Here is a 22,889-nt window from a genome sequence, read left to right as displayed (position 1 = left end):
GTCACCTACTCGAAGGAGATGGGCCATGACCGCGGCAGACACCGACAGCGCCACCGGCGACCAGCCAGCCGAACCCAAACGCGACCGCACGCACTGGCTGTACATCCTGGTGATCGTCGGCGTGGTCGCCGGCATCGTCGTCGGCCTGCTGGCGCCCGACACCGGCAGTGCGCTCGGTGAACTGGGCACGCTGTTCGTCAACCTCATCAAGATGATGATCAGCCCGGTGATCTTCTGCACCATCGTGCTGGGCATCGGCAAGGTGCGCGCGGCCGCATCGGTGGGCAAGGTGGGCGGGCTGGCGCTCGGCTACTTCCTGGTGATGTCGACGGTCGCGCTGGCGATCGGCCTGGTCGTCGGCAACCTGATCAGCCCCGGGACCGGCCTGGACGTGCAGGGCGACCCGAACGCCGGCCGCGAGCTGGCGAGCGAGGCGGCCGGCGAGGGCGGGACGATGGCGTTCATCCAGGACATCGTCCCGACGACGCTCTTCTCGGCGCTCACCGCCGGCAACGTGCTGCAGACGCTGTTCGTCGCGCTGCTCGTCGGGTTCGGTGTGCAGGCGATGGGCGCCTCGGGCGCTCCGGTGCTGCGCGGCGTCGAGATCGTCCAGAAGCTGGTGTTCCGCATCCTGGCCGGCATCCTGTGGCTCGCCCCGATCGGGGCCTTCGGCGCCATCGCCAAGGTGGTCGGCGACACCGGTTTCGACGCGGTGATCCAGCTCGGCGTGCTGATGCTGGCGTTCTACCTGACGTGTGTGGTGTTCATCTTCGGCGTCCTCGGGGCGCTGCTGCGCATCGTTGCCGGCATGTCGATCTTCAAGCTTGCCCGCTACCTCGCCCGCGAGTACCTGCTCATCGTGGCGACATCGTCGAGCGAATCGGCGCTCCCGCGGCTCATCGCCAAGATGGAACATGCCGGCGTGGCGCCGGCGACGGTCGGCATCGTGGTGCCCACCGGCTACTCGTTCAACCTCGACGGCACCGCGATCTACATGACCATGGCGTCGCTGTTCATCGCCGACGCCATGGGCAATCCGCTGAGCATCGGCGAACAGCTGTCGCTGCTGCTCTTCATGATCATCGCGTCGAAAGGCGCGGCGGGGGTCAGCGGCGCCGGGCTCGCCACCCTCGCGGCGGGCCTGCAGAGCCACCGGCCCGAGCTGCTCGACGGCATCGGGCTGATCGTCGGCATCGACAAGTTCATGTCGGAAGCCCGCGCGCTGACCAACTTCTCGGGCAACGCGGTGGCGACCGTGCTCGTCGGGGCGTGGACGCGAACCGTGAACCACGCGCGCATGCACAAGGTGCTCGACGGTGACGAGCCGTTCGACGAGCAGAACATGGTCGACGACCACGGATCCAGCCTCGACGAGGTCGACGACCGCGGCGGGGCGGCCGAGCGCCCCGAGCAGGCGCCGGACAAGGGTCAGCTCAGCGCGACCTGACACCGGCGGCGACGACGCCTCGGGCAGTCCCTTCTTCGGCGGAGGCGAGGGCTTGGCGGGCGTAGGCGCGTACGTCGGCGTCCCCGTCCGTGAGCGCCGCGGTGAGCGCATCGCGTGCGGCGGCCTCCTCCCCGGCCCACCGGGTCAGGCTGAGCACCGCCGCCTTGCGCACGTCGAGGTGCGGATCGGTGAGCGCCCGCGACAACGGACCGACGGCGGCGCAGGGCGACGGCGCCCCGGCGAACGCGCGGGCCGCACCCTGGCGGACCTGCCATGCCGACGCGGTGAGCGCGCTTTCGATGGTGGCGGTGTCGGCGTCCTCCCACCCGACGGCGCCCAGAGCCGCGAGCGCCGCGGCCCGCACCAGCGGATCGGGGTCGGCGGCCAGGCCGCGCAGGGTGTCCGCCCCGGTGCCCAGGGTGCCGAGGCCGTTCGCCACGGCGATGCGCACCTCACGGTTGGCGTCGTCGCGGGCACGGGCGATGCCGTCCTCGTCGTTCACCGACACCAGTGCCCGGACCGCCTCGATGCGGACGCGGTGATCGGGGTCGGCCAGCGCCGCGCGGTAGCGGGCGGAGTCGCCGGCACGCCGGGCGCTGAGAACGTAGACCGCCGCGCCGCGCACCATGGCGTCGCCCGAGTCGAGCAGGGGCGTCACCGATTCGGGTTCGGGCAGCACCTCCACGAGCTCACGGATCGCGTCCGCGGCGACGCGGCGCACGCCGACAGCCGCGTCGGCCAACGCCGCCACCAGTGCCGGTGCGTAGCCCTCGGGCAGGTGTTCGGTGAGCACGTCGACGGCCGTGCGGCGGACGGCGGGGTCGCCGTCACGCAGAAACGGTGTCAGGTCGGCGAGCGTGGGCTCGTCGAGCGCCAGTACCGTCGCGATGCGCGGCGAGGGCGGCTGCACGGGGCCGCTCTCGATGCGCGACCGCTCCGACGTCGGCGCCTGCCCACCGACCAGGTCCGGCTGCGCGACCTGCACCGGCTCGACCTCGCCACCGGGCAGGTCGTCGAGGCCGGGCACGGGAACGAAGTAGGGCGCAACGGGCCGCTTGAGGAACTCCATGCCGCCGTCGGCGGTCTTGCGGAGGTTGAGGTGATAGCGCCAGTTCTCGTCGTCGCGCTCGGGGATGTCGCTGCGGTCGTGGTAGAGGCCCCAGCGGGATTCGGTGCGGGTGAGGCTGGAACGGGCGGCCATCTCGGCGCAGTCCCGGATGAACGACACCTCGACCGCACGCAGCAGTTCATGCGGCGTCCGCGCGCCGATGCCGGCGACCTCGTCGCGCATGCGGTCGAAGGTCTGCACGGCCAGCGACAGCTTGGCCGCCGTCTTGGGCGGCGCGACGTAGTCGTTGACGAAGCGGCGCAGCTTGTACTCGACCTGCGGCTGTGGCGGGCCGTCGGGATGCCGCAGCGGACGGTAGATGAGTTCGTGGGCCGCGGCGACCTGGTCGGCGGGCAGGACCTCCGGCGCCGGGGCGGCATCGAGGGTGGACGCGGCGTGCGCGCCGGCCAGCTCGCCGTAGACGAAGGCGCCGATCATGTAGTTGTGCGGCACGCACGCCAGGTCGCCCGCTGCGTAGAGGCCGGGCACGGTGGTGCGGGCGTGCTCGTCGACCCACACCCCGGACGCGGAATGTCCACTGCACAGCCCGATCTCGGAGATGTGCATCTCGATGTCGTGCGTGCGGTAGTCGTGTCCGCGGTTGGCGTGGAACGTGCCGCGGGTCGGGCGTTCGGTGGTGTGCAGGATGCTCTCGAGCGTGGTGAGCGTCTCGTCGGGCAGGTGGCTCACCTTGAGGTAGATGGGCCCCCGCGCGGACTCGATCTCCTCCTTGACCTCGGCCATCATCTGCCCCGACCAGTAGTCGGAGTCGACGAAGCGTTCGCCGAGCGCGTTCACCTGGTAGCCGCCGAACGGGTTGGCGACGTACGCGCACGCCGGGCCGTTGTAGTCCTTGATCAGCGGGTTGATCTGGAAGCACTCGATGCCCGACAGCTCGGCGCCGGCGTGGAACGCCATCGAGTAGCCGTCGCCGGCGTTGGTCGGGTTTTCGTAGGTGCCGTACAGGTAGCCCGACGCGGGCAGCCCGAGCCGCCCACACGGTCCGGTGGCCAGGATGACGGCCTTGGCGCCGACGACGACGAACTCGCCGGTGCGGCTGTGCAACGCGGCGGCGCCCACCGCGCGGCCATCCTGCACCAGCACCCGCACCGGCACCAACCGGTTCTCGATGCGGATCTTCTCCCGCATGGACCGTTGCCGCAGCACCCGGTAGAGCGCCTTCTTCACGTCCTTGCCCTCGGGCATGGGCAGCACGTAGGAGCCGGAGCGGTGGACGCGACGGACGGCGTACTCGCCGTGTTCGTCCTTCTCGAACTTGACGCCGTAGCGCTCGAGGCGCTGCACCATCGCGAAGCCACGGGTGGCGGTCTGATAGATGGTGCGCTGGTTGACGATTCCGTCGTTGGCGCGGGTGATCTCGGCGACGTAGTCCTCGGGCGTGGCCTTGCCGGGGATGACGGCGTTGTTGACGCCGTCCATGCCCATCGCCAGCGCGCCGGAGTGCCGGACATGCGCCTTCTCCAGCAACAGCACCTGCGCGCCGTGCTCGGCGGCGGTGAGCGCGGCCATGGTGCCCGCGGTGCCGCCACCGATGACCAGCACATCGCAGTCGAGGCGTACGGCTTGGTCGAGTGTGGGGATCTGCATCAGGGAACAAGCTCCGAATACTCGAGGGCGGCGATGACGTCGGCGCGCAGGGCGGTGCGGGAGACGTTCGGGTCCCGCGGGGCGGGGACGTCGAAGAGCGCGCGCAGCGGCCGGCCGGCCCGGCCGAGGACGGCGATCCGGTCGGCGAGCAGCAGTGCTTCGTCGACGTCGTGGGTGACGAACACGACCGTGGTCGGGTGCGCGCGCCAGGTGTCGACGAGCAAGCGCTGCATGGTGGTTCGGGTCTGGGTGTCGAGCGCGCCGAAGGGTTCGTCCATCATCACCGCACGCGGGGCGCCCGCGAGGCCGCGGGCGAGTTGCACGCGCTGGCGCATGCCGCCGGACAGGCTCTTGGGCAGGTAGTCCTCGAAGCCGGTGAGGCCGACGTCGGCGATCCAGCTGAGCGCCTCGCCGCGGCGCCCTTGCCGGGGCCGGCCCGCGAGCTTGAGCGCGAGTTCGACGTTGGACCGCACGGTGCGCCATGGCAGCAGCGCGTTGTCCTGGAACACCATGGCGCGGTCCCGCGAGGTGCCGGTGACGCGGGCGCCGTCGGCCAGTACTTCTCCGGCGTCGGGCCGCAGCAAGCCTGCGAGCGCCCGCAGGACGGTCGACTTGCCGCAGCCCGACGGTCCGGTGAGGACGAGGATCTCGCCGGATCGGACCTCGAGGTCGAGGCCGTCGATCACCGGGGTCGCGCCGTAGCTCAGCGCTACGTCGCGCAGCGTCAGCGTCATACCGGTCACTGACGGGCCTCCTGCCCGCGCGGCAGCCACCGCGTGACGCGGCGGCCGACGAGTTCGATCGCCGCCGAGGTGCCGAAGCCGAGCACGCCGATGGTGATGATGCCGACGAACACCTCGGGGTAGGCCAGCACGGTGTAGGCCTGCCACGTCCGGTAGCCGACGCCGAGGCGGCCGGAGATCATCTCGGCGGAGATCACGCAGATCCACGCGACGCCGATGCCGACCGAGAGCCCGCCGAACACGCCGGGAAGGATCCCGGGCAGCACGACCCGGGCGATGACGTCCCACCGGTTCCCGCCGAGGGTGCGCACCGAGTCCTCCCACAGCGTGGGGAGCGCGCGCACCGCGTGGCGGGTGCTGACCATGATGGGGAAGTACGCGGCGAGGAACGTGATGAACACGATCCCGGCCTCGTCGGAGGGGAACAGCAGGATCGCCACGGGCACGATCGCGATGGCCGGGATGGGCCGCGCGAGCTCGGTGAGCGGACCGAAGATGTTGCCGAACTCCGGTGACCGCCCGAGCAGGATGCCGGTGACGACGCCCGCGACGGCGGCCAGGGCGAAGCCGGTGAGGATCCTGATCAGCGACTGGCCGAGGTCGAGCCAGTAGTCCTGCGTGCCGAGCCGGGCGCCGAACGCGTGGACGATGTCGACGACCGTCGGCAGGGTGTCGAAGCGCAACCACAGCCGCACGTCATTGGCCGTCAGCCACTGCCACAGCGCGATCGCCGCTGCGACCGAGGCGATGCGGATGAGCCAGGAGGGCCAGGTCCGCCGACGCCGACGTGCGGTGGGGGCCACGGCGACGGCGGGTTCGTCGACGGCGAGGACCACGGGCGCGGCGGTCATATCGCACCCGCGAGCGCCTGCTGGTAATCCACCACGGTCGACCCGGGGTGGGCGGCGGTGTAGCGCCCCGCGCCGGCGGGCGTGTCGAACGGCAGGTGCCGCCGGCCGTCCCGCACCCACACCGATTTGTCGGCGAACCAGCGGGTGCCGAACTCGGTGTCGGGAACATAGGCGGCGCGCACGGTCCCGCCGCGAGCGGTGGTCTCGCGGATCGCGCGCAGCAGGCAGTCGGGGTTGGCGGCGGGCTGGGTGGCGTCCCGGCCGTCGATCCACAGTTCGCCGGCGAGCCTGCGGTCGGTGACGGCGACGTTGCAGACGGGGTCTTGGCCGCTCAGCGCCGAGGGGTTGCCGGCGTTGGCCACGGCGGCGTCGTAGTCCTGGCCGCGGTCGGCGAAGGCCTTGCGGATGGCGGCGTCCTGCACGAACCCGTCGACGTCCAGGTCGGCGAAGTCGCCGATCGACTTCAGGTAGGGCACATCGCCGTTGAGCGCCTGGACGAGTGAGGGCTTCACCGTCGTGTCGAAGCTGGTGCCGCCCGGCCCGTTGTAGAGGTACACGACTTCGGGCGGCAGTCCGCTGCCGTCGGCGACCAGCGTGGCCGACTCGAGCGGGTGTTCGTTGAGGAATTCGGTGGCGTCGAGCTGGGCCTGCAGGAAGGCGTCGAGCACCTCGGGGTGCTGGCCGGCGTAGTCGCGGCGGACGACGACGCCGTGGAAGGTGGGGTAGTCGCCTTCGGCGCCGTCGTAGAGGAGCTTGGCCTTGTCCTGGAACACGAGCAGGCCGGGCCACGCCACGAACTGCGAAAGTGCCTGCGCCTGGCCGGATTCCAGCGCCGAGGCGCCGACCTGCGGCTGTTGGTTCAGCACCTCGACCCCGGTCTTGGGGTCGATGCCGGCATTGTCGAGCGCACGGACCAGGGTGCCGTGGCCGGCGGAACCGACGCTGGCGGAGACCTTCTGGCCCTTGAGGTCGGCGACCCCGCGAGCGTCCGAGCCGGGTGGCACGACGATCATGTTGAGCGATCCGGTGGGACTGTAGCCGGTGATCGAGACGAGTTCGGTGCGGGCGCGGTCGTTGGCCTGGGTCTTGGAGCCGTTGATGAGCAACGGATAGTCGCCCATCGAGCCGATGTCGATCTTCTCGGCGACCATCTGGGCGGTGATGGGCGCGCCGGTGTCGTAGTCCTGCCACTGCACGTCGTACTTCTTGTCGCTGGTCTTCGAGAGGTCGGCGAGGCGGTGCTCGAGGAAGCCCTTGGCCTTCAGCAGCGTTCCGGCGGTGACGGTGTTGATGGTCTTGGACTGGTAGCCGATGACGACGGTGACGGTGTCGTCGGACTGGGTCTGCGAGTCGAGCGAGCAGGCGGCCAGCGGGACGACTGCCCCGGCGGCGAGGAGGGTGGCGAGGGTGCGTTTCACGGTGTGTCCTGGGGTCATCGGATGAGATAGGGCATGTTGACGGTGACGGCGCCGGTGGGACAGCGCGCTGCGCACGGCCCGCAGTACCAGCACTCGTCGACGTGCATGAACGCCTTGCCGTTCTCGGGGTTGATCGCCAGGGAGTCCAGCGGGCAGATCTCGACGCAGAGGGTGCAGCCTTCGATGCACAGCGATTCGTCGATGGTGACGGGTACGTCGACCCGCTGGTTGACCTGGGCCACGGTCATTCTCCTCTGATCAGGTTGCCGCGCAGCGTGATCCGGTCGCCACGCAGGCGGATGTACTCGAGGTCGACGGGCCGGCCGTCGTCGAGGTGGGTGAGGCGTTCGAGCAAGAGCAGGCTGGCGGTGTCGGGCACCTGCAGGATGGCTGCCGAATGTGGTTCGGCGGGAACGGCTTCGACGGCGAGCGTGGCGTTGCCGAGCCGTCGGCCGGTGACGTGCTCGATGAGCGCGAAGACGTCGTTGTGCTCGAGGTCGTGCTCGATCACCTGGGCGCCGATGCCCTCGGCGAGGTAGGTCATGTCGAGCGAGAGCGGGAGGTCACCGAGATAGCGCAGCCGCTCGACGAACACGACGGGTTCACCGGGCGCCAGTTTCAGCTTGCCTGCCACCGAGGGCGGCGCGGCGACGGTCATGGTGGCGCGGACTTCGTTGCGGATCTCGCCGTAGCCCTTGAACGTCTCCTTGAGCCCGACCAGCGCGTCGAGACCGTGGTCGTACTTGCGGATCGCGACGCGGGTGCCGGTGCGCGGCCCGCGATCGATGAGGCCCTCGTCCTTGAGGGTCGCCAGCGCTTCGCGCACGGTGTTGCGCGACACGACGAAGTCGGCGGCGAGCACCGCTTCGGTGGGCAGTCCGTCGGGGTAGCCACCGGCGTGGATCTGGTGGCGCAGCACGTCGGCCACCAATCGGGCCTGATCGGCGCGCGGCCGCCGCAACGGCGTCGGTTCTGTCGCTTTCCCGGCGGGCACGGTCACCTCCTGACGTCGCGCGATCCGCAATCGAACTGCTCAGGACGGTAGTGACGCTGCGGCGCGCTGTCGGCGCCGAAAGCGGCACGTCGCGGCGGGAAACGATGAATGCGCCGCCCTGCGCGCGCGGCCACCTGGCGCTATGTGACGCCAGCACGGCAATGCGCCGGTAGCGACGGCCGGCGGAGACTTCAATTCGCGATGAACGAAACGCCGCTGTGCGACGGCCTGGCTCGCAGGTCAGGACGATTCGGCGGCGCTGCGCTCCTCGCGCAGCCGGTCCTTGCTCCGCAGCAGCCGCAGGAGCGTCACCAGACCCAGGCCGCCGACGACGTTGCCGACCGTGGTGTAGCCGAACCAGGCCAACCAGTCGAGGTAGCCGAACGGCGCGCGGCCGGTCAGCAGCGCGCCGAAGATCAGCAGCGAGTCGAGGATCGAGTGGAACAGCTGGAAGCCGGCGAGGACGAAGCCGCCGGCGACCGCGGCCGCGATCTTCCCCGGCACCGAATCGGTGCCGTGCTGCATGCGGGTCATCAGGGTGATGACCATGCCGCCGAGCACCGCGAGCGCCATCGTCTCGGCGGACAGCGGCGCGGTCGCGAAGTGGCCGGCCGACTCGATGGTCTGGTCGTGCAGCTTCGGGAAGCCGGTGACGATCAGCCACATGATCGCCCAGCCGCCGGCGAGGTTGGCGGCCAGCGTGCCGGACCACAGCTTGAGCAGCTGCCGGACGCTGGCCCGTTTCGCCGCGACCGTGGTGACCGGCACCAGGAAACCCTCGGTGAACAGCTCGCTTCGGCCGAGCAGCAGCGCCAGGAACCCGATCGAGAACGCCACGCCGGCAAGCAGCTGATTTGTTGTGCTGTGCAGCACCGTCAGGTAGGCGAGCACGCCGACGGCGACTTCGGTGCCGCCGAAGAAGCCGGTGACCAGCACTTCTCGCCAGCCGCGGTGCAGGCGCTGCGTGCCTTCGTCGACCATCCGGCGGAAGGCGTGCTCGAGCGCGTCCTCGATGGGGCTGTCGGAATCGCCGAGCTCGCGCTGGCTGGTGTCGTCGGTCATGGAGTCCTTACCCGGGGCTGCCGCCGTCAGGCGGGCGTGAGCTTCATGACGGGGATCCGGCGGGCCGTCCGACCCTGATAGACCTCGTACCCGGAGTACGTGCCCACCGCCAGCCGCCAGGCACGGTCGCGCTCCTCGCCGTGGAGTTCGCGGGCGGTGCACTCGACGACCCCGCGGCCGGCGATCAGCAACGAGCAGCGGGGATTGGCCTTGAGGTTGTGGTACCAGCCGGGGTTCTTCGGCTGGCCGGTGGCCGAAGCGATCAGCACCCAGCCGTCGTCGACGGCGGTCGCCAGCAACGGGATCTCGCGCTGCGCGCCGGTTTTCGCGCCGGTGCACCGCAACAGCACCCCGCGTTCGCGGAACGAGCTGCCCAGGCCGGTGTTCAACGTTCCGTTCGACCACCGCATGAGCCGGGCGTCGACCGGGTTGAGGACGTGCAGCACCGTCCAGCCGCCCGCTCGGCTCCGTACGAATCGGTCGAGCAGCGTGTTGTAGGCGCTCACGCGGCTACTCTTTGTGTGCGCTCAGCAGGAACGCCGGGAGCTTCGAGCGGCCCTTCTCGTCGCGCGGATGGTCGGGCATCTGGAACGGGGCGTCCGGCGGCTGCCCGGCCGGGGTGTGGGCGTGGATGAACGCCGGCCGGATCTCGTCGACGGTCCAGTAGCGCGACACCGTCTCCCTCAGCTCGTCCTCGGTGACGGCGTTCGGTGTCTGCGGCGCATCCGCCGGGAAGGCGCCGACGGCGAAGACCAGCACGAACAGCGACGCGCCGGGTGCGGCGGCGCGGTAAATCGATTGCAGATAGCCCTCACGCCCCTCGACCGGGATGGAGTGGAACAGCGTGCTGTCGACGATCGTGTTGAACCGTCCGTCGAACCCGCCGAACGAGGTGATGTCGCCCTGCACGAAGGACGCGCGGTCGCTGAGCCCGCGCTTTTCGGCGGCGGCGGTGGCCGCCGCGATCGCGGTCGGGCTGAGGTCGATGCCGACGGTGGTGTAGCCGTCTGCGGCGAGCGCCAGCGACAGCTCGGCGTGACCGCAGCCGGCGTCGAGGACGTCGCTGCGAAAGCGCCCGTCGCGCCAGAGCGCCGCCAGCTCCGGCTGTGGCTCACCGATGTTCCACGGCGGCGGGCCGGGCATCTCACCCTCGCCGCGGTAGACGCTGTCCCAGTCCATGACCTCTGTCATGGCGCTCAACCTACTCGGGCACGTCCCAGGTGTGCACCGGTTCGTTGCGGTGCATGTTGCCGCAGTATCGGCGCAGCATCTCCGCCAGCGCCGCGGGCCGGGTGAGCCCGCGCCGCTGCAGCGCCGACACCGTTTCCACCTGCCACACCGCGCCGTTGCGGCCGGTCTTCGCGCGGCCCTCGCACACGCCCAGATAGCGGTCGCGGACCTCCGCCGCGACGCCCCACCGGCGCAGCCCATCGTCGGCCATCGGCAGCAGATGCCGCAGCACCAGTTCGTCGGGCGTCACCTCGCCCACGCCCGGCCAGTACAACCGCGCGTCCATCCCGAACCGGGCCGCCGCGGCGAAGTTCGCCTGTGCCGCAGCGAAAGTCAGCTTCGTCCACAGCGGCCGGTCGTCCTCGCTGAGGGTCCGGAGCAGGCCGTAGTAGAACGCCGAGTTGGCGAGCATGTCGACCACCGTGGGCCCAGCGGGCAGCACCCGGTTCTCCACCCGCAGGTGCGGCCGGCCGTCCACGACGTCGTAGACGGGCCGGTTCCAGCGGTAGACGGTGCCGTTGTGCAGCCGCAGCTCGCGCAGCTGCGGGGTCCGGCCCGCCGCCAGCTCCGCCACCGGGTCTTCGTCGGACAGCTCCGGCAGCAGCGACGGGAAGTACCGCACGTTCTCCTCGAACAGGTCGAAGATCGAGGTGATCCACCGCTCGCCGAACCACACCCGCGGCCGCACGCCCTGGCTCTTCAACTCGTCGGGCCGGGTGTCGGTGGCCTGGGCGAACAGCTCGATGCGGGTCTCCGCCCACAGCCGGTGGCCGAAGAAGAACGGCGAATTGGCGCCCAGTGCCAGCTGCGGAGCCGCGATCACCTGCGCGGCGTTCCAGTTCGCGGCGAAGTCGGCCGGTGACACCTGCAGGTGCAGCTGCATGCTCGTGCAGGCCGATTCGGGTGCGATGGACTCGGTCTGCAGCGACAACCGCTCGGGCCCGCTGATGTCGATCGCGATGTCCTCGCCGCGGGCGGTGAAGATCGAGTCGTTGAGCGCCCGGTAACGGGTCGACTCGCTCATCCAGTGACCGGTGAGGTGTTCGGGCATCAGCGTCGGCAAGATGCCCACCATGACGATGTGGGTGCCGCGCGCATTCGCCTTCTTCTCGGCCGCATTCAGGCTGGCGCGCACGTCGGTTTCCAGGTCGAGCGCCGCGCGATCGGCCAGCGGCCGCGGCGGCACGTTGAATTCGATGTTGTAGGCGCCCAATTCGGTCTGGTACGCCGGATCGGCGATGGCCGAGAGCACGTCGGAGTTGCGCATCGCCGGCTGGTAGTCGCCGTCGACGAGGTTGCACTCGATCTCCATGCCGGTGAGCGGACGCTCGAAGTCGAAGCTGGACTGGGCGAGCATGGTTTCGAACACGTCCAGACACAGCTGCACCTTGCGGCGGTAGTCGCGGCGGTGCGACCCGTCGAAGCTGGTGTCCCGCAGTTCGTCGCCCACTGCATCGATCATGCATGAAGTGCGGCCCAATAGGGTACGGGCCGATATGCACGCGGGCCTCGACGTCACCGTCACGTTCATCGGCAATGCGACCACGCTCATCTCCGGCGGCGGCATCACCGTCCTGACCGACCCGAACTTCCTGCACCAGGGGCAACACGCCTACCTCGGCTACGGCCTGTTGTCGCGTCGGCGCAAGCCGCCGGCCCTCGACGTCGAGCAGCTGCCCCCGCTGGACGTGATCGTGCTGTCGCACCTGCACGGCGACCACTGGGACCGCGTCGCGCAGAACGCACTGGACAAGACGCTCCCGGTGATCACCACCACCGAAGCCGCAAATCGGTTGCGCCGGCGCGGTTTCGGCGCATCCCTCGGGTTGCGGACCTGGCAGGACCACACCGTGATCAAGGGCGACACCCGCCTGACGATGACGGCGCTGCCCGGCCGGCACGCACCGTCGTGGACGCAGCGGCTGCTGCCGCCCGTCAACGGCACCATGCTGCAGTTCGGGTCGGCCGGCGGCGAGGCGAGCCGCACGCTGTACATCTCCGGCGACACGCTGCTGATCGACGAGCTCGGCGAGATCCCGGTGCGCTTCCAGTCGATCGACGCGGGCCTGCTCCATCTCGGGGGCACGCGGCTGCCCGCTGGGCCGAAGCTGCCGTTCGGGCTCACGGTCACCATGGACGGCGAACAGGGCGCGGAGTTGACGCACCGACTGCAGCTACCGCGGGTGATCCCCGTGCACTTCGACGACTACGGGGTGTTCGCCTCGCCGCTCTCGGACTTCACCGGCGCGATGGCCGACCGCGGGATGGCCGACCGGGTGACCGTGCTGGAGCGTGGCGCCAGCGTCACGCTCTGAGGCGTCACCGGCGCCGGACGACGCTCACCTGCGGCAGCCCGCGGCCCCGCCGGAACTCGATGTCCACCCCGGCGTGGCGGGCCAGGTCGCGCAGCGCCGCCGGGCTGTAGCACCGCAGCGAGCTGATCATCCCGTCGTGCACGAACGGCGCGAGCGGGCCGACCACCGAGAACGGCAGCATCGTCGCCAGCCGCGCCAGGTGCAGCGGCGCCGGCGGGCGCGGCAGGTCGATCAACAGCAACGTGTCCGCGACTCTGGTTCCCTCGGCGAGCGCGCGGGCCGCCGCGGCGGGCGGCAGGTGGTGGAACGACAGCGCGAACAGCGCGAGATCGAAGCTGCCGTCCGGTGCGTCGATGGCGGTGGCGTCCATCGTGCGCACGCTCACCCGTTCGTCGCGCCAGAGCTCGCTGTTCGCCAGCGCGGCGACGGACACCGGGTCGAGGTCGGTGACCGTGAGGCGGGCCGTCGGATGGGCGTCGAGCAGCAGCCGGCTCACCGCACCGTGACCCGCGCCCAGCTCCAGGATGCGCGGATCGGGGATATCGGCGACGAGGTCCAGCACGAGGTGCGCGAACCGCTGGTGGTGGCCGAACACCCGTCCGGTCCACTCGAGGGCGCCGACGACCCGGCGCTTCACCCGGTCGTCGACGTCGTCGCGGTCGAGGTACTCCTGCCGGTCGGTCTCCAGCAACCGGTCCAGACACGACGCCCGGAACCCGCCGCGCGGCATCGCCGCGATATCGGTGGTCCGGCCGGGCATACCGGCCATCATGGCATGCTGAACCGGCGCGACATCGGCAGCTCGGAGGTGGTCATGAGGGTGTTCGTGGCCTGCACCCCTGGGCAGCGCGCCGTGGCCGAGCCGGTCCTCCGGGAGCTGCGCGGCGCCGGCTTCGAGGTTGTCTCGGACGCCGAGGCCACCGGCGACGAGCAGTGGTGGCGCACCGCCGTCGACGCCATCCGGACCGCCGACGTCGTGGTGATGCTGCCCTCGGACGCGAAAGCGCCGACCGCGGAGGTGGCGTACGCCCAGGCGTTGAACAAGCCGGTCATCGCCGTCCGGACCGATCGGCCGGCGCCGGCGGGCGCCACCGTCTTAGAGCCCGGCGATCCCGCACTCACCGCGACCGCGTACCGGCTGGGGCAGGAGGCCGTTCGCCCGCCCGTGCCCGTTCCGGCGCCGCCACCATGGCCGTTCGGCTACCTGGCGTGGGCGGCCGATCGGGTGGCCGACCCGCAGCTGTCGCCCCAGCAGCAGCACGAGCTGCTGACCACGCTGCGCACAGGCCTCGCCGAGGACTTCGACTACCCGGCCGTCCGCGGCGGGATCGCCACGCTGCTGCACTCGCTGCGGGCCAATCCGGCGCTGACGCCCGACAGCCGTGCCTACCTCGAGCAGCTCGCCCAAGCCGCCGAGCCGCAACCCCAGCCCGGCTGGTACGCCCCGCAGCCGGGCGCCTGGCAGCAGCCGTACGGGCCGCCCGGCTACGCGCCGTATCCGCCGCAGGCGCGGCCGTCGCAGGCCCGGACGCTGGGCATCATCGGAGCGCTCGCGACCGTGCTCGTCGTCGCGGTCGTCGTCGCCCTGGTCCTCGTCTTCCGGTCGTCGTCCAGGCCGGACACCGCCGCGTCCGCGCCGACGACGTCGAGCACCACCACCGCGCCGGACACCGACGACGTCGTGGTGCAGCTCGTCGACGACGGCATGCTGGTCGGCAGCCGACTGGCGCCGGTGACCATCGAGATGTTCAACGACGCGCTCTGCCCGTCGTGCAGCCGCTTGATCTCCGCCTACACCGACCAGCTGGAGACAGTGATCGTCGACAAGAAATTGCAGGTCCGCTACCACCTGGTCAACATCCTCGACCGGGTGTCGGCGAGCGGCGACTACTCGTCGCGCGCGGCAGCGGCGGCGTACTGCGTCGCCGCCGACAACGATGTCGAGCTGTTCGAGCGGTTCTACCGCGGGCTGTTCGACCCCGCCTACCAGCCGTTCGAGAGCGGCGGAACCGACCACACCGACCGTGAGCTCGCCGACCTCGCCGAGCAGGCCGGGGCGTCGGAGGAGGTCGTCGGCTGCATCGAGGCCGGCGAGTTCGGGGACACCGCGGCGGATCGCACGCAGCTGGCGGTCGAACGCTTGGAGGAACTCGGTGACGCCGCGGTTCCGCTGGTCTACGAGGACGAGCGCAACGTCGACATCAGCGATCCCGGCTGGCTCGACGCGCTGCTGCGCTGACACGAAAGGAGGTGCGCGATGGCTGAATTCGTCGCGGCGATCGACCAGGGCACCACCAGCACCCGCTGCATGATCTTCGATCACGACGGTGCCGAGGTGGGCCGCCACCAGCTCGAACACCAGCAGATCCTGCCGCAGGCGGGGTGGGTGGAGCACGACCCGGTCGAGATCTGGGAGCGCACCGGTTCGGTGCTGACCTCGGCGCTCAACCACACCAACCTGTCGGCGGGCGATCTGTGCGCGCTCGGGATCACCAACCAGCGGGAGACGACGCTGGTGTGGAACCGCCGCACCGGCCGGCCCTACTACAACGCGATCGTCTGGCAGGACACCCGCACCGACAAGATCGCCGCCGCGCTCGACCGCGACGGGCGCGGCGACGTCATCCGCCGCAAGGCCGGGCTGCCGCCGGCCACCTACTTCGCCGCCGGCAAGGTGCAGTGGATCCTGGAGAACGTCGACGGGGTGCGGGAGGCCGCCGAGAACGGCGACGCGATCTTCGGCACCTCCGACACCTGGTTGCTGTGGAATCTGACCGGCGGCAGCCGCGGCGGCGTGCACGTCACCGACGTCACCAACGCCAGCCGCACCATGCTGATGGACCTCGAGACGCTCGACTGGGACGACGAGCTGCTGTCGTTCTTCGACATTCCCCGCGTGATGCTGCCGCGCATCGCGCCGTCGTCGTCGCCCGAGCCGTACGGCACCACGCTCGACACCGGGCCGGCCGGCGGCGAGGTGCCGCTGACCGGGATCCTCGGCGACCAGCAGGCGGCGATGGTCGGGCAGGTCTGCCTGACCGCCGGCGAAGCGAAGAACACCTACGGCACCGGCAATTTCCTGCTGCTCAACACCGGCGAGAAGATCGTGCGCTCGGACAACGGCCTGCTCACGACGGTGTGCTACCAGTTCGGGGACGCAAAACCCGTGTACGCGCTGGAGGGTTCGATCGCGGTGACCGGCTCGGCGGTGCAGTGGCTGCGCGACCAGCTCGGCATCATCAGCGGCGCGGCACAGAGCGAGGCGCTGGCCCGACAGGTCACCGACAACGGTGGCATCTACTTCGTCCCCGCGTTCTCCGGCCTGTTCGCGCCGTACTGGCGCTCCGACGCCCGCGGCGCCATCGTGGGGCTCTCCCGGTTCAACAACAACGCCCATCTGGCGCGGGCCACCCTCGAAGCCATCTGCTACCAGAGCCGCGACGTCGTCGACGCCATGGAGGCCGACTCCGGGGTGCACCTGGAGGTGCTCAAGGTCGACGGCGGGATCACCGCCAACGAGCTGTGCATGCAGATCCAGGCCGACGTGCTCGGCGTCGACGTCGTGCGGCCGAAGGTGGCCGAGACGACGGCGCTCGGGGCGGCCTACGCCGCCGGGCTGGCCGTCGGCCACTGGGCGAACCCCGATGACCTGCGGTCGAACTGGCAGGAAGACCGCCGCTGGTCACCACAGTGGACCGACGACCAGCGCGCCGACGGCTACGCCGGCTGGCGCAAGGCCGTCGAACGCACCTACAACTGGGTCGACGTCTAGGCCGGCGAGGTCAGGCCGCCGCGTTCAGGGCCGCGACGGTCTCGGCGTCGAGCTCGATGTCGCGGACGGCGACGTTCTCCTCCAGATGCGCCACCGACGACGTACCCGGGATGATCAGCACATTCGGTGCGATGGACAGCGTCCACGCCAACACCACCTGCGCCGGGGTGCGGCTCAGCGCCTGCGCCGCCCGCTGCACCACCGGATGGTTGAGGACGGGGTTCTGGGCGTTGAACGCCGAGCCGAGCGGGAAGAACGGCACGAACGCGATGCCCGCGTCGACGCACGCGTCGAGCAACGGCTGCGAGGTGCGGTCGAGCAAGTTGTAGGCGTTCTGCACGCACACGATCTCGGTCCGGTCGAGGGCGATCTGCAGGTGCTCGGGCCGCACGCTGCTCAGGCCGATGCCGTCGATGAGGCCCTCGTCGCGGGCGGCGATCATGGCGTCGAGCTGGCGTTCGAAGAGCTGCCGGTCCAGGCTCGCCGGACCGTTCGGGTCGTCGCCGGGACTCAACGCCCGCAGGTTGACCGCGGCCAGCCGGTCGGTCTGCAGCGTCTGGAGGTTGCGCTCGATGTCCGCGCGGAGTTCGTCGGGCTGCTGCGCGGGAAGCCAATGGCCGGCCTCGTCGCGCCGTGCACCCACCTTCGAGACGATCGCGAGGTCCGCCGGATAGGGGTGCAACGCCTCGCGGATCAGCTCGTTGGACACATCCGGTCCGTAGAACTGGGCGGTGTCGATGTGGTTCACGCCGAGCTCGACGGCGCGCCGTAGGACGGCGATCGCCGCGTCGTGGTCACGCGGCGGCCCCATGACGCCGGGACCGGGGAGTTGCATGGCGCCGAAGCCGACGCGGCCAACGGTATGAGTTCCGATGTCGAAGGTCTGCATGTCAGGTTTCAAGTGATTCCGCCGCGGATTTATTCGCGAACCGGGAAACAAGTGTGCGCTGAGCCGCGGTGGGGCGGCTCAGCGCACACTTCGCACTGCAGACTTCTCAGTCGCCGAGGATCTGGTAGATCTCGCGGCGGGCGTTGGTGATGACGGCGATGATCCGCTGCTGCTGTTCGGGTGTCGCGGCGAAGCCGGACTGCCCGACGGCGCCCATCAGCTGCCCGATGGCCGTGCGCAGATCTTTGTGCGCCGGGTCGGCGTCCTCGGTGATCTGATCCCACGGCGGCGTCTCCACCTTCTCCGCGGCGGCCCGGCCGTCGTCGGTGAGCTGGAAGAGCCGCTTGCTGCCGTCGGCGTCGGCGGCGGAGATCAGCCCCTCGTCGACGAGCAGCTGGAGGGTCGGATACACCGAACCGGGGCTGGGCTTCCACAGCCCGTCGGTGCGCTCGGCGATCTGCTGGATCATCTCGTAGCCGTGCATGGGGCGCTCGGCCAGCAGCACCAGGATGGCGGTGCGGACGTCGCCGCGACGGTTGCGCCGGGGGTGGTGGCCGCGTCGCCCGCCGGGGCCGAAGCCGAAGCCGCCGGGACCGAAACCGCCCGGGCCGAAGCCTGGCCCGCCGGGACCGAAGCTCGGTCCACCGGGGCCGAAGCCGAAGCCGCCCGGCCCGAACCGGCCGCCGCGATCGGCGGCCTGCTCGCGGAGCTCGTCACGCAATCGGCTCCGCTGCTCGCGCCGGGCGTCGCGGCGGGAGTGGGGTGCGAACCCCGGGTGCGCTGTGGGATCGAAGGGGAAGTTCATGGGTGTCTCTCTTTCTGTCAGGGGACCTGATGCGTATAACGATATATCGGAACCTATCGTCGATGCAACGGGCAAAATGCGGCAGATCGGGTCCGTGGTCGCCGCCCGCGTGTCACGCTGGGACAGCGGAGAGGAGTCGTCATGACCGACACCAGCGACGCCGTCGCCTTTCACCTGCAGGGCAACTACGCGCCGGTTGCCGACGAACTGACCGCGTTCGAGCTCCCGGTCGAGGGGCGCATCCCGCCCGAACTCGACGGCTGGTATCTGCGCAACGGCCCCAACCCCCGCGAGGCGACGGCCCACTGGTTCCTCGGCGACGGCATGATTCACGGTGTCCGCATCCAAGGCGGGCGGGCGGCGTGGTACCGCAACCGGTGGGTGCGCACCGAGAGCTTCGACCACCCGTTCCCGATCTTCGACGACGACGGCACCCGCAATCTGCGCAGCAGCGTCGCCAACACCCATGTCGTCAACCACGCCGGCAGGACGCTCGCGCTGGTCGAGTCCTCGCTGCCCTACGAGATCACCAACGACCTGGAGACCGTCGGCGCCTTCGACTTCGGCGGCCGGCTCGCCGACGCCATGACCGCCCACCCCAAGATCTGCCCGGCCACCGGCGAGCTGCACTTCTTCGGCTACGGCAACATCGTCGAACCGCACGTGACCTATCACCGCGCCGACGCCGGCGGGGAGCTGACGATCGAGGCGCCGATCCACGTGCCGGCATTGACGATGATGCACGACTTCGCGCTCACCGCGGCGCACGTGATCTTCCTCGACCTGCCGGTGGTGTTCGACCTCGACGCCGCGATCGCCGGTGGCATGCCCTTCGCCTGGGACGACGGCTACGGCGCGCGGCTGGGGCTGCTGCGCCGCGACGACCCGTTCGGCGAGGTCCGCTGGTTCGACGTCGACCCCTGCTACGTCTTTCACGTGGCCAACGCCTACGAGCACGGCGACACCGTCGTGTTGCAGGCGGTGAGATACCCCGAACTGTGGCGCCGGGGCGGCACCGGCGACGGCGCCGCGGTGCTGTGGGAGTGGCGAATCGACCCGAGCACCGGCGTCGTGCGGGAACGCCAGCTCGACGACCGCGCCGTGGAGTTCCCGCGGATCGACGACCGGCTGGCGACGCTGCCCGCCCGCTACGCCGTCACCGTCGCGGGGAGCGCGCTGCTGCGCTACGACCTGACGTCCGGGAGCAGCGTGGCCCACGACTTCGGGCCGGCGGGCACGCCCGACGAGGCGGTGTTCGTGCCGGGCGCCGGTGCCGCCGACGAGACCAACGGGTACTACCTCGGCTACGTCTATGACGCCGGACGCGACACCAGTGAGCTGGTGATCCTGGCCGCCGACGATCTCGGCGCCGAGCCGGTGGCCAGCATCGCTCTGCCGCAACGGGTTCCGCACGGCTTTCACGGCAACTGGATACCGGCGCCCTGATTCAGCTCGGCGGGACGAAGCCGCCGGGCGCCGGATAGGGCGTCGGCGGCCGGGGCGCGTGGGGTGGCCGCGCCGACGACAGGCGGATCAGCTCGCGGCGGTGCCGTTCGGCCAACACCGCGGCCAGCACGTGCGTCGCCGGGGCGCCCGGCGGCGGCGGTGGCGGCGAGATCTGCGCGACGACGTCGGCGGTGATGCGCTGCCCCAGCTCCCACCGCAGGCGGGGATCGAGATGCGCCGCGCGGGAGAGGAATTGGCGCGCCAGCTCGGCGTGTTCGGGCCTCAGACCGGAGAGTTGCAGCGACGACGCCCACCAGGCGAGTTGCGGCGGCATCACCGGCGGCGGCGGCAGCTTCGGGGCTCGCTCGCTGACGACCATGGTGCCGGCGAAGATGTCGCCGATGCGCTTGCCGCGCGCATTGACCAGGCTGCAGATCACCGCGGGCCCGCCGGCGAGCAGGAAGATTTCGACGAACCCCGCCAACGCACGAAAAAGCGCCTGGCGGAAGCGTTCCGGGCCGCCGTCGTCGGACACCACCCGCAGCCCGAGGGCCAGTTTGCCCAGCGACTTCCCGCGGGTGGCGGATTCGACGACGGCCGGATAGCCGACGAGCACCAGCACGGTGAAGACGATCACCAGCCCGGCGGTGAACGCCTCGTCGAACCCGGTGAGGGTCAGTGCCGCCAGCAGGAAACCGATGACGCAGCCGCAGACCATCACCGTGAGGTCGATCAGCGCGGCGGCGGCGCGCACCGGCAGCTGGGCGATCGGAACGTCGAGGACGACGGCGTCCCCCGTCACCACGTCCGCCATGAGGGGCACGCTACTAGGCTGGTCGCGATGGATGTCGACGCCTTCGTGCTCACCCACCGGCCCGCGTGGGACCGGCTGGAGCAGTTGGTCTCCCGGCGGCGACGGCTCACCGGCGCGGAGGTCGACGAGCTCGTCGAGCTGTATCAGCGGACCGCGACGCACTTGTCGATGGTGCGGTCGGCGGCCGCCGATCCGGCGGTGGTGGGGCGGCTGTCGTCGCTGGTCGCCCGGGCGAGGTCGGCCGTCACCGGCGCGCACGCGCCGCTGTGGCGGGAGTTCACCCGGTTCTGGACGGTGTCCTTCCCGGTGGTCGCGTACCGGGCGTGGCGGTGGTGGCTGGCGGTGTCGGTGGCGTCGCTGGCCGTCGCGCTGCTCATCGGGATCTGGGTGGCCACGTCGCCGGACGTGCTGGCGACGCTGGGCACCCCGGACGACATCGATCAGCTGGTCAACGACGACTTCGCGTCGTACTACAGCGAGAACCCCGCCGGCTCCTTCGCGTTCCGGGTGTGGGTGAACAACGCCTGGGTGGCCGCCCAATGCATCGCCTTCGCGATCCTGCTCGGCCTGCCGATCCCGTATGTGCTGTTCCAGAACGCCGCCAACGTGGGCGCGATCGGCGGGGTGATGGTGGACGCGGGCCGCGCGGACGTGTTCTTCGGGCTGATCCTGCCGCACGGCCTGCCGGAGCTGACGGCGGTGTTCCTCGCCGCGGCGGTGGGCCTGCGCCTGGGCTGGTCGGTGATCGCGCCCGGCGACCGGCCGCGCGGGCAGGTGCTCGCCGAACAGGGCCGCGCCGTGGTCGCGGCCGCCGCCGGGCTGCTCGTCGTGCTGCTCGGCTGTGGGCTCATCGAGGGATTGGTGACGCCGTCGCCGCTGCCGACGCCGGTGCGCATCGGGATCGGGGTGCTGTTCGAGGCCGCGTTCATCGGCTACGTCGTGCACTTCGGCCGCAGGGCCGTCGCGGCCGGTGAGACGGGCGACGCGGCGCACGCACCGGACGCCGACCTGGTGCGGTGACCGGCTACAGCCGGCCCGCGGCCTTGGCGGCCAGGTAGCGGTCGGCCAGCGCTGGCGCGAGGTCTTCCGGGGCGGCGTCGACGACGTCCACCCCGGCGCGGCGCAGCCGGGTCGCCATCGCATGCCGGTCGTTGCGGGACCGCTCGGCCGCGGCGGCGGCGTACACCTGCGGCGCGTCGGCCCGTCCGGCGGCGAGTGCGTCGACCCGCGGATCGCCGACCGCCGCGAGCAGCACCTCGTGGGTGGCGACCAGCCGGGGCAGCACCGGCAGCAGACCTTCCTCCAGCGCCGTGGGGTTGAGGTCGGTCAGCAGGACGACGAGCGCCCGGTGCCGGCTGCGGCGCTGCACCGCGGCGACCATGGCGCGGGCGTCGGATTCCAGCAGCGCGGGTTGCAGCGGCGCCATCGCCGCGACGAGCTGCGTGAGCACCTGGCCGCGGGTGGCGTGGTGGACGGCGGCGCGCTGCACCCGGTCGAACGCCAGGAAGTCGACCTGGTCGCCGGCCCGCGACGCCAACGCGGCGAGCAGCAGCGCCGCGTCGAGCGACCAGTCGAGGCGGGGCCAGCCGGCTCCCGGGTCCAACGCCGCCGGCGGGGCCGGCAGTCGTGCCTGGGTCGGGTCGACACCCACGCGGCCGGCGGAGGTGCGGCCGGTGTCGACGACGATCACGATGCGGCGGTCGCGTTCCGGGCGCCAGGTGCGGACGACGACGTCGGCGCGGCGGGCCGTCGCCCGCCAGTCGATCGAGCGGACGTCGTCGCCCACCACGTATTCGCGGAGCGAGTCGAACTCCGTGCCCTGTCCGCGGATCAGCACCGGCAGCGGGCCGTCGATCTCGCGGAGCTTTGCGAGCCGCGCCGGCAGGTGCTTGCGCGACAGGAACGGCGGCAGCACCCGCACCTGCCACGGCACCGCCACCGACCGCTGGCGGCCCGCCAGCCCGAGCGGCCCGAGCGCGCGGGCCGTCACCACCGCCGACACCTGGTCGCCGCGGCGCATCGGCCGCAGCGTCGTCACCACCCGTTCGGCCGCCCCGGGCGCAAGCGTCACGGGATGCGAGCGCGGACCGGCGCCGGCACTGGGCGGCCACGCGTCGCGTACCCGGCCGCGGAACCGGCGGCGCCCGGTGTTGCGGACGGTCAGCCCGACGGTGACCGGCTGGCCGAGCCGCGCCGAGCTGTCGCCGTCGCGGGTGAACGCCAGGTCGCGCACGCGCGCCGCCGCCAACACGTCGGCGGCCACGGCGGCGAGCAATCCGGCCGCGGCGACGCCGAACGCGATCGCGGGCTCGGGCGCCGCCCCGATCGGCAGCACACACAGCAGCGCCACCAGCGCGGCACGGCCGGTCAACACCACCGGCGGGACC

General features: G+C 71.1%; 21 protein-coding genes. 6 read left to right on the top strand and 15 right to left on the bottom strand.

Annotated elements, in window-relative coordinates; translation table 11 throughout:
* The first annotated feature begins 25 nt into the window (after window positions 1-25).
* Window positions 26-1,447, top strand: a complete 1,422-nt coding sequence (locus tag LV457_RS11260) for a cation:dicarboxylate symporter family transporter (protein ID WP_232171153.1) — start codon at window positions 26-28, stop codon at window positions 1,445-1,447.
* Here LV457_RS11260 and LV457_RS11255 read toward each other — a convergent pair.
* The 10 genes from LV457_RS11255 to LV457_RS11210 all read right to left on the bottom strand — a co-directional run bounded on the left by LV457_RS11255 (window position 1,434) and on the right by LV457_RS11210 (window position 11,923).
* Complete coding sequence (locus LV457_RS11255) at window positions 1,434-4,163, bottom strand: fumarate reductase/succinate dehydrogenase flavoprotein subunit (protein ID WP_232171151.1); 2,730 nt, start codon at window positions 4,161-4,163, stop codon at window positions 1,434-1,436. The genes LV457_RS11260 and LV457_RS11255 overlap by 14 nt on opposite strands.
* Entirely contained in the window at window positions 4,163-4,897 is a 735-nt protein-coding gene (locus LV457_RS11250; protein ID WP_232171487.1) for an ABC transporter ATP-binding protein, read from the bottom strand. Before LV457_RS11250 ends, LV457_RS11255 begins: the two co-directional genes overlap by 1 nt.
* 5 nt (window positions 4,898-4,902) lie before the next feature.
* Window positions 4,903-5,757 (bottom strand): ABC transporter permease, encoded by an 855-nt coding sequence (locus LV457_RS11245; protein WP_232171149.1) that lies wholly within the window; start codon window positions 5,755-5,757, stop codon window positions 4,903-4,905.
* Entirely contained in the window at window positions 5,754-7,193 is a 1,440-nt protein-coding gene (locus LV457_RS11240; RefSeq protein WP_239030635.1) for an ABC transporter substrate-binding protein, read from the bottom strand. Before LV457_RS11240 ends, LV457_RS11245 begins: the two co-directional genes overlap by 4 nt.
* Entirely contained in the window at window positions 7,190-7,417 is a 228-nt protein-coding gene (locus tag LV457_RS11235; RefSeq protein WP_003928504.1) for a ferredoxin family protein, read from the bottom strand. The genes LV457_RS11240 and LV457_RS11235 overlap by 4 nt, the downstream gene beginning before the upstream one ends.
* Before the next feature lie 2 nt (window positions 7,418-7,419).
* On the bottom strand, window positions 7,420-8,169 hold the full coding sequence (locus LV457_RS11230) for a GntR family transcriptional regulator (protein ID WP_232171145.1): 750 nt from the start codon (window positions 8,167-8,169) through the stop codon (window positions 7,420-7,422).
* 240 nt (window positions 8,170-8,409) lie between these two features.
* The gene (locus LV457_RS11225) at window positions 8,410-9,231 is read right to left on the bottom strand and encodes a formate/nitrite transporter family protein (protein WP_232171143.1); all 822 of its coding nucleotides are present in this window, start codon (window positions 9,229-9,231) and stop codon (window positions 8,410-8,412) included.
* Window positions 9,232-9,257: 26 nt separating this feature from the next.
* On the bottom strand, window positions 9,258-9,737 hold the full coding sequence (locus tag LV457_RS11220; RefSeq protein WP_232171140.1) for a nitroreductase/quinone reductase family protein: 480 nt from the start codon (window positions 9,735-9,737) through the stop codon (window positions 9,258-9,260).
* A 4-nt stretch (window positions 9,738-9,741) separates the two neighbouring features.
* Entirely contained in the window at window positions 9,742-10,422 is a 681-nt protein-coding gene (locus LV457_RS11215; RefSeq protein WP_232171138.1) for a cyclopropane-fatty-acyl-phospholipid synthase family protein, read from the bottom strand.
* 10 nt (window positions 10,423-10,432) lie between these two features.
* Entirely contained in the window at window positions 10,433-11,923 is a 1,491-nt protein-coding gene (locus LV457_RS11210) for a glutamate--cysteine ligase (RefSeq protein WP_232171136.1), read from the bottom strand.
* A 34-nt stretch (window positions 11,924-11,957) separates the two neighbouring features.
* Here LV457_RS11210 and LV457_RS11205 point away from each other — a divergent pair, with 34 nt between their 5' ends.
* Window positions 11,958-12,776 (top strand): MBL fold metallo-hydrolase, encoded by an 819-nt coding sequence (locus LV457_RS11205; RefSeq protein WP_232171133.1) that lies wholly within the window; start codon window positions 11,958-11,960, stop codon window positions 12,774-12,776.
* Window positions 12,777-12,780: 4 nt separating this feature from the next.
* On the opposite strand, the gene LV457_RS11200 is transcribed toward LV457_RS11205, so the two are convergent.
* Window positions 12,781-13,545, bottom strand: coding sequence for a class I SAM-dependent methyltransferase (locus LV457_RS11200; RefSeq protein ID WP_232171130.1), 765 nt, complete (start codon window positions 13,543-13,545; stop codon window positions 12,781-12,783).
* 6 nt (window positions 13,546-13,551) lie between these two features.
* On the opposite strand from LV457_RS11200, the gene LV457_RS11195 reads away from it, so the two are divergent.
* Entirely contained in the window at window positions 13,552-15,015 is a 1,464-nt protein-coding gene (locus tag LV457_RS11195; RefSeq protein WP_232171127.1) for a thioredoxin domain-containing protein, read from the top strand.
* Window positions 15,016-15,033: 18 nt separating this feature from the next.
* Window positions 15,034-16,548 carry a glycerol kinase GlpK gene (gene glpK, locus LV457_RS11190; protein ID WP_232171123.1) on the top strand — a complete coding sequence of 505 codons (1,515 nt, stop codon included), beginning with the start codon at window positions 15,034-15,036 and terminating at the stop codon, window positions 16,546-16,548.
* A gap of 10 nt (window positions 16,549-16,558) precedes the next feature.
* On the opposite strand, the gene LV457_RS11185 is transcribed toward glpK, so the two are convergent.
* Both LV457_RS11185 and LV457_RS11180 read right to left on the bottom strand, forming a co-directional pair.
* Entirely contained in the window at window positions 16,559-17,437 is an 879-nt protein-coding gene (locus tag LV457_RS11185) for an oxidoreductase (RefSeq protein WP_232171121.1), read from the bottom strand.
* 106 nt (window positions 17,438-17,543) lie between these two features.
* Complete coding sequence (locus LV457_RS11180) at window positions 17,544-18,242, bottom strand: PadR family transcriptional regulator (RefSeq protein ID WP_232171119.1); 699 nt, start codon at window positions 18,240-18,242, stop codon at window positions 17,544-17,546.
* 141 nt (window positions 18,243-18,383) lie between these two features.
* Here LV457_RS11180 and LV457_RS11175 point away from each other — a divergent pair, with 141 nt between their 5' ends.
* Window positions 18,384-19,688, top strand: coding sequence for a carotenoid oxygenase family protein (locus LV457_RS11175; protein ID WP_232171117.1), 1,305 nt, complete (start codon window positions 18,384-18,386; stop codon window positions 19,686-19,688).
* A 1-nt stretch (window position 19,689) separates the two neighbouring features.
* Here the strand turns inward: LV457_RS11175 and LV457_RS11170 are convergent, their stop codons facing one another.
* On the bottom strand, window positions 19,690-20,502 hold the full coding sequence (locus tag LV457_RS11170; protein WP_232171115.1) for an RDD family protein: 813 nt from the start codon (window positions 20,500-20,502) through the stop codon (window positions 19,690-19,692).
* 27 nt (window positions 20,503-20,529) lie between these two features.
* On the opposite strand from LV457_RS11170, the gene LV457_RS11165 reads away from it, so the two are divergent.
* On the top strand, window positions 20,530-21,522 hold the full coding sequence (locus LV457_RS11165) for a stage II sporulation protein M (RefSeq protein ID WP_232171114.1): 993 nt from the start codon (window positions 20,530-20,532) through the stop codon (window positions 21,520-21,522).
* Window positions 21,523-21,526: 4 nt separating this feature from the next.
* On the opposite strand, the gene LV457_RS11160 is transcribed toward LV457_RS11165, so the two are convergent.
* Window positions 21,527-22,879 carry a DUF58 domain-containing protein gene (locus LV457_RS11160; RefSeq protein WP_232171112.1) on the bottom strand — a complete coding sequence of 451 codons (1,353 nt, stop codon included), beginning with the start codon at window positions 22,877-22,879 and terminating at the stop codon, window positions 21,527-21,529.
* Window positions 22,880-22,889 lie beyond the last annotated feature (10 nt).

The organism is Mycobacterium sp. MYCO198283 (genome assembly GCF_021213805.1).
In the GTDB taxonomy this organism is placed as follows: Bacteria; Actinomycetota; Actinomycetes; order Mycobacteriales; family Mycobacteriaceae; genus Mycobacterium.
The sequence above is the reverse complement of the archived record's forward strand: the minus strand, read 5'-3'. Positions and strand labels throughout refer to the sequence as shown.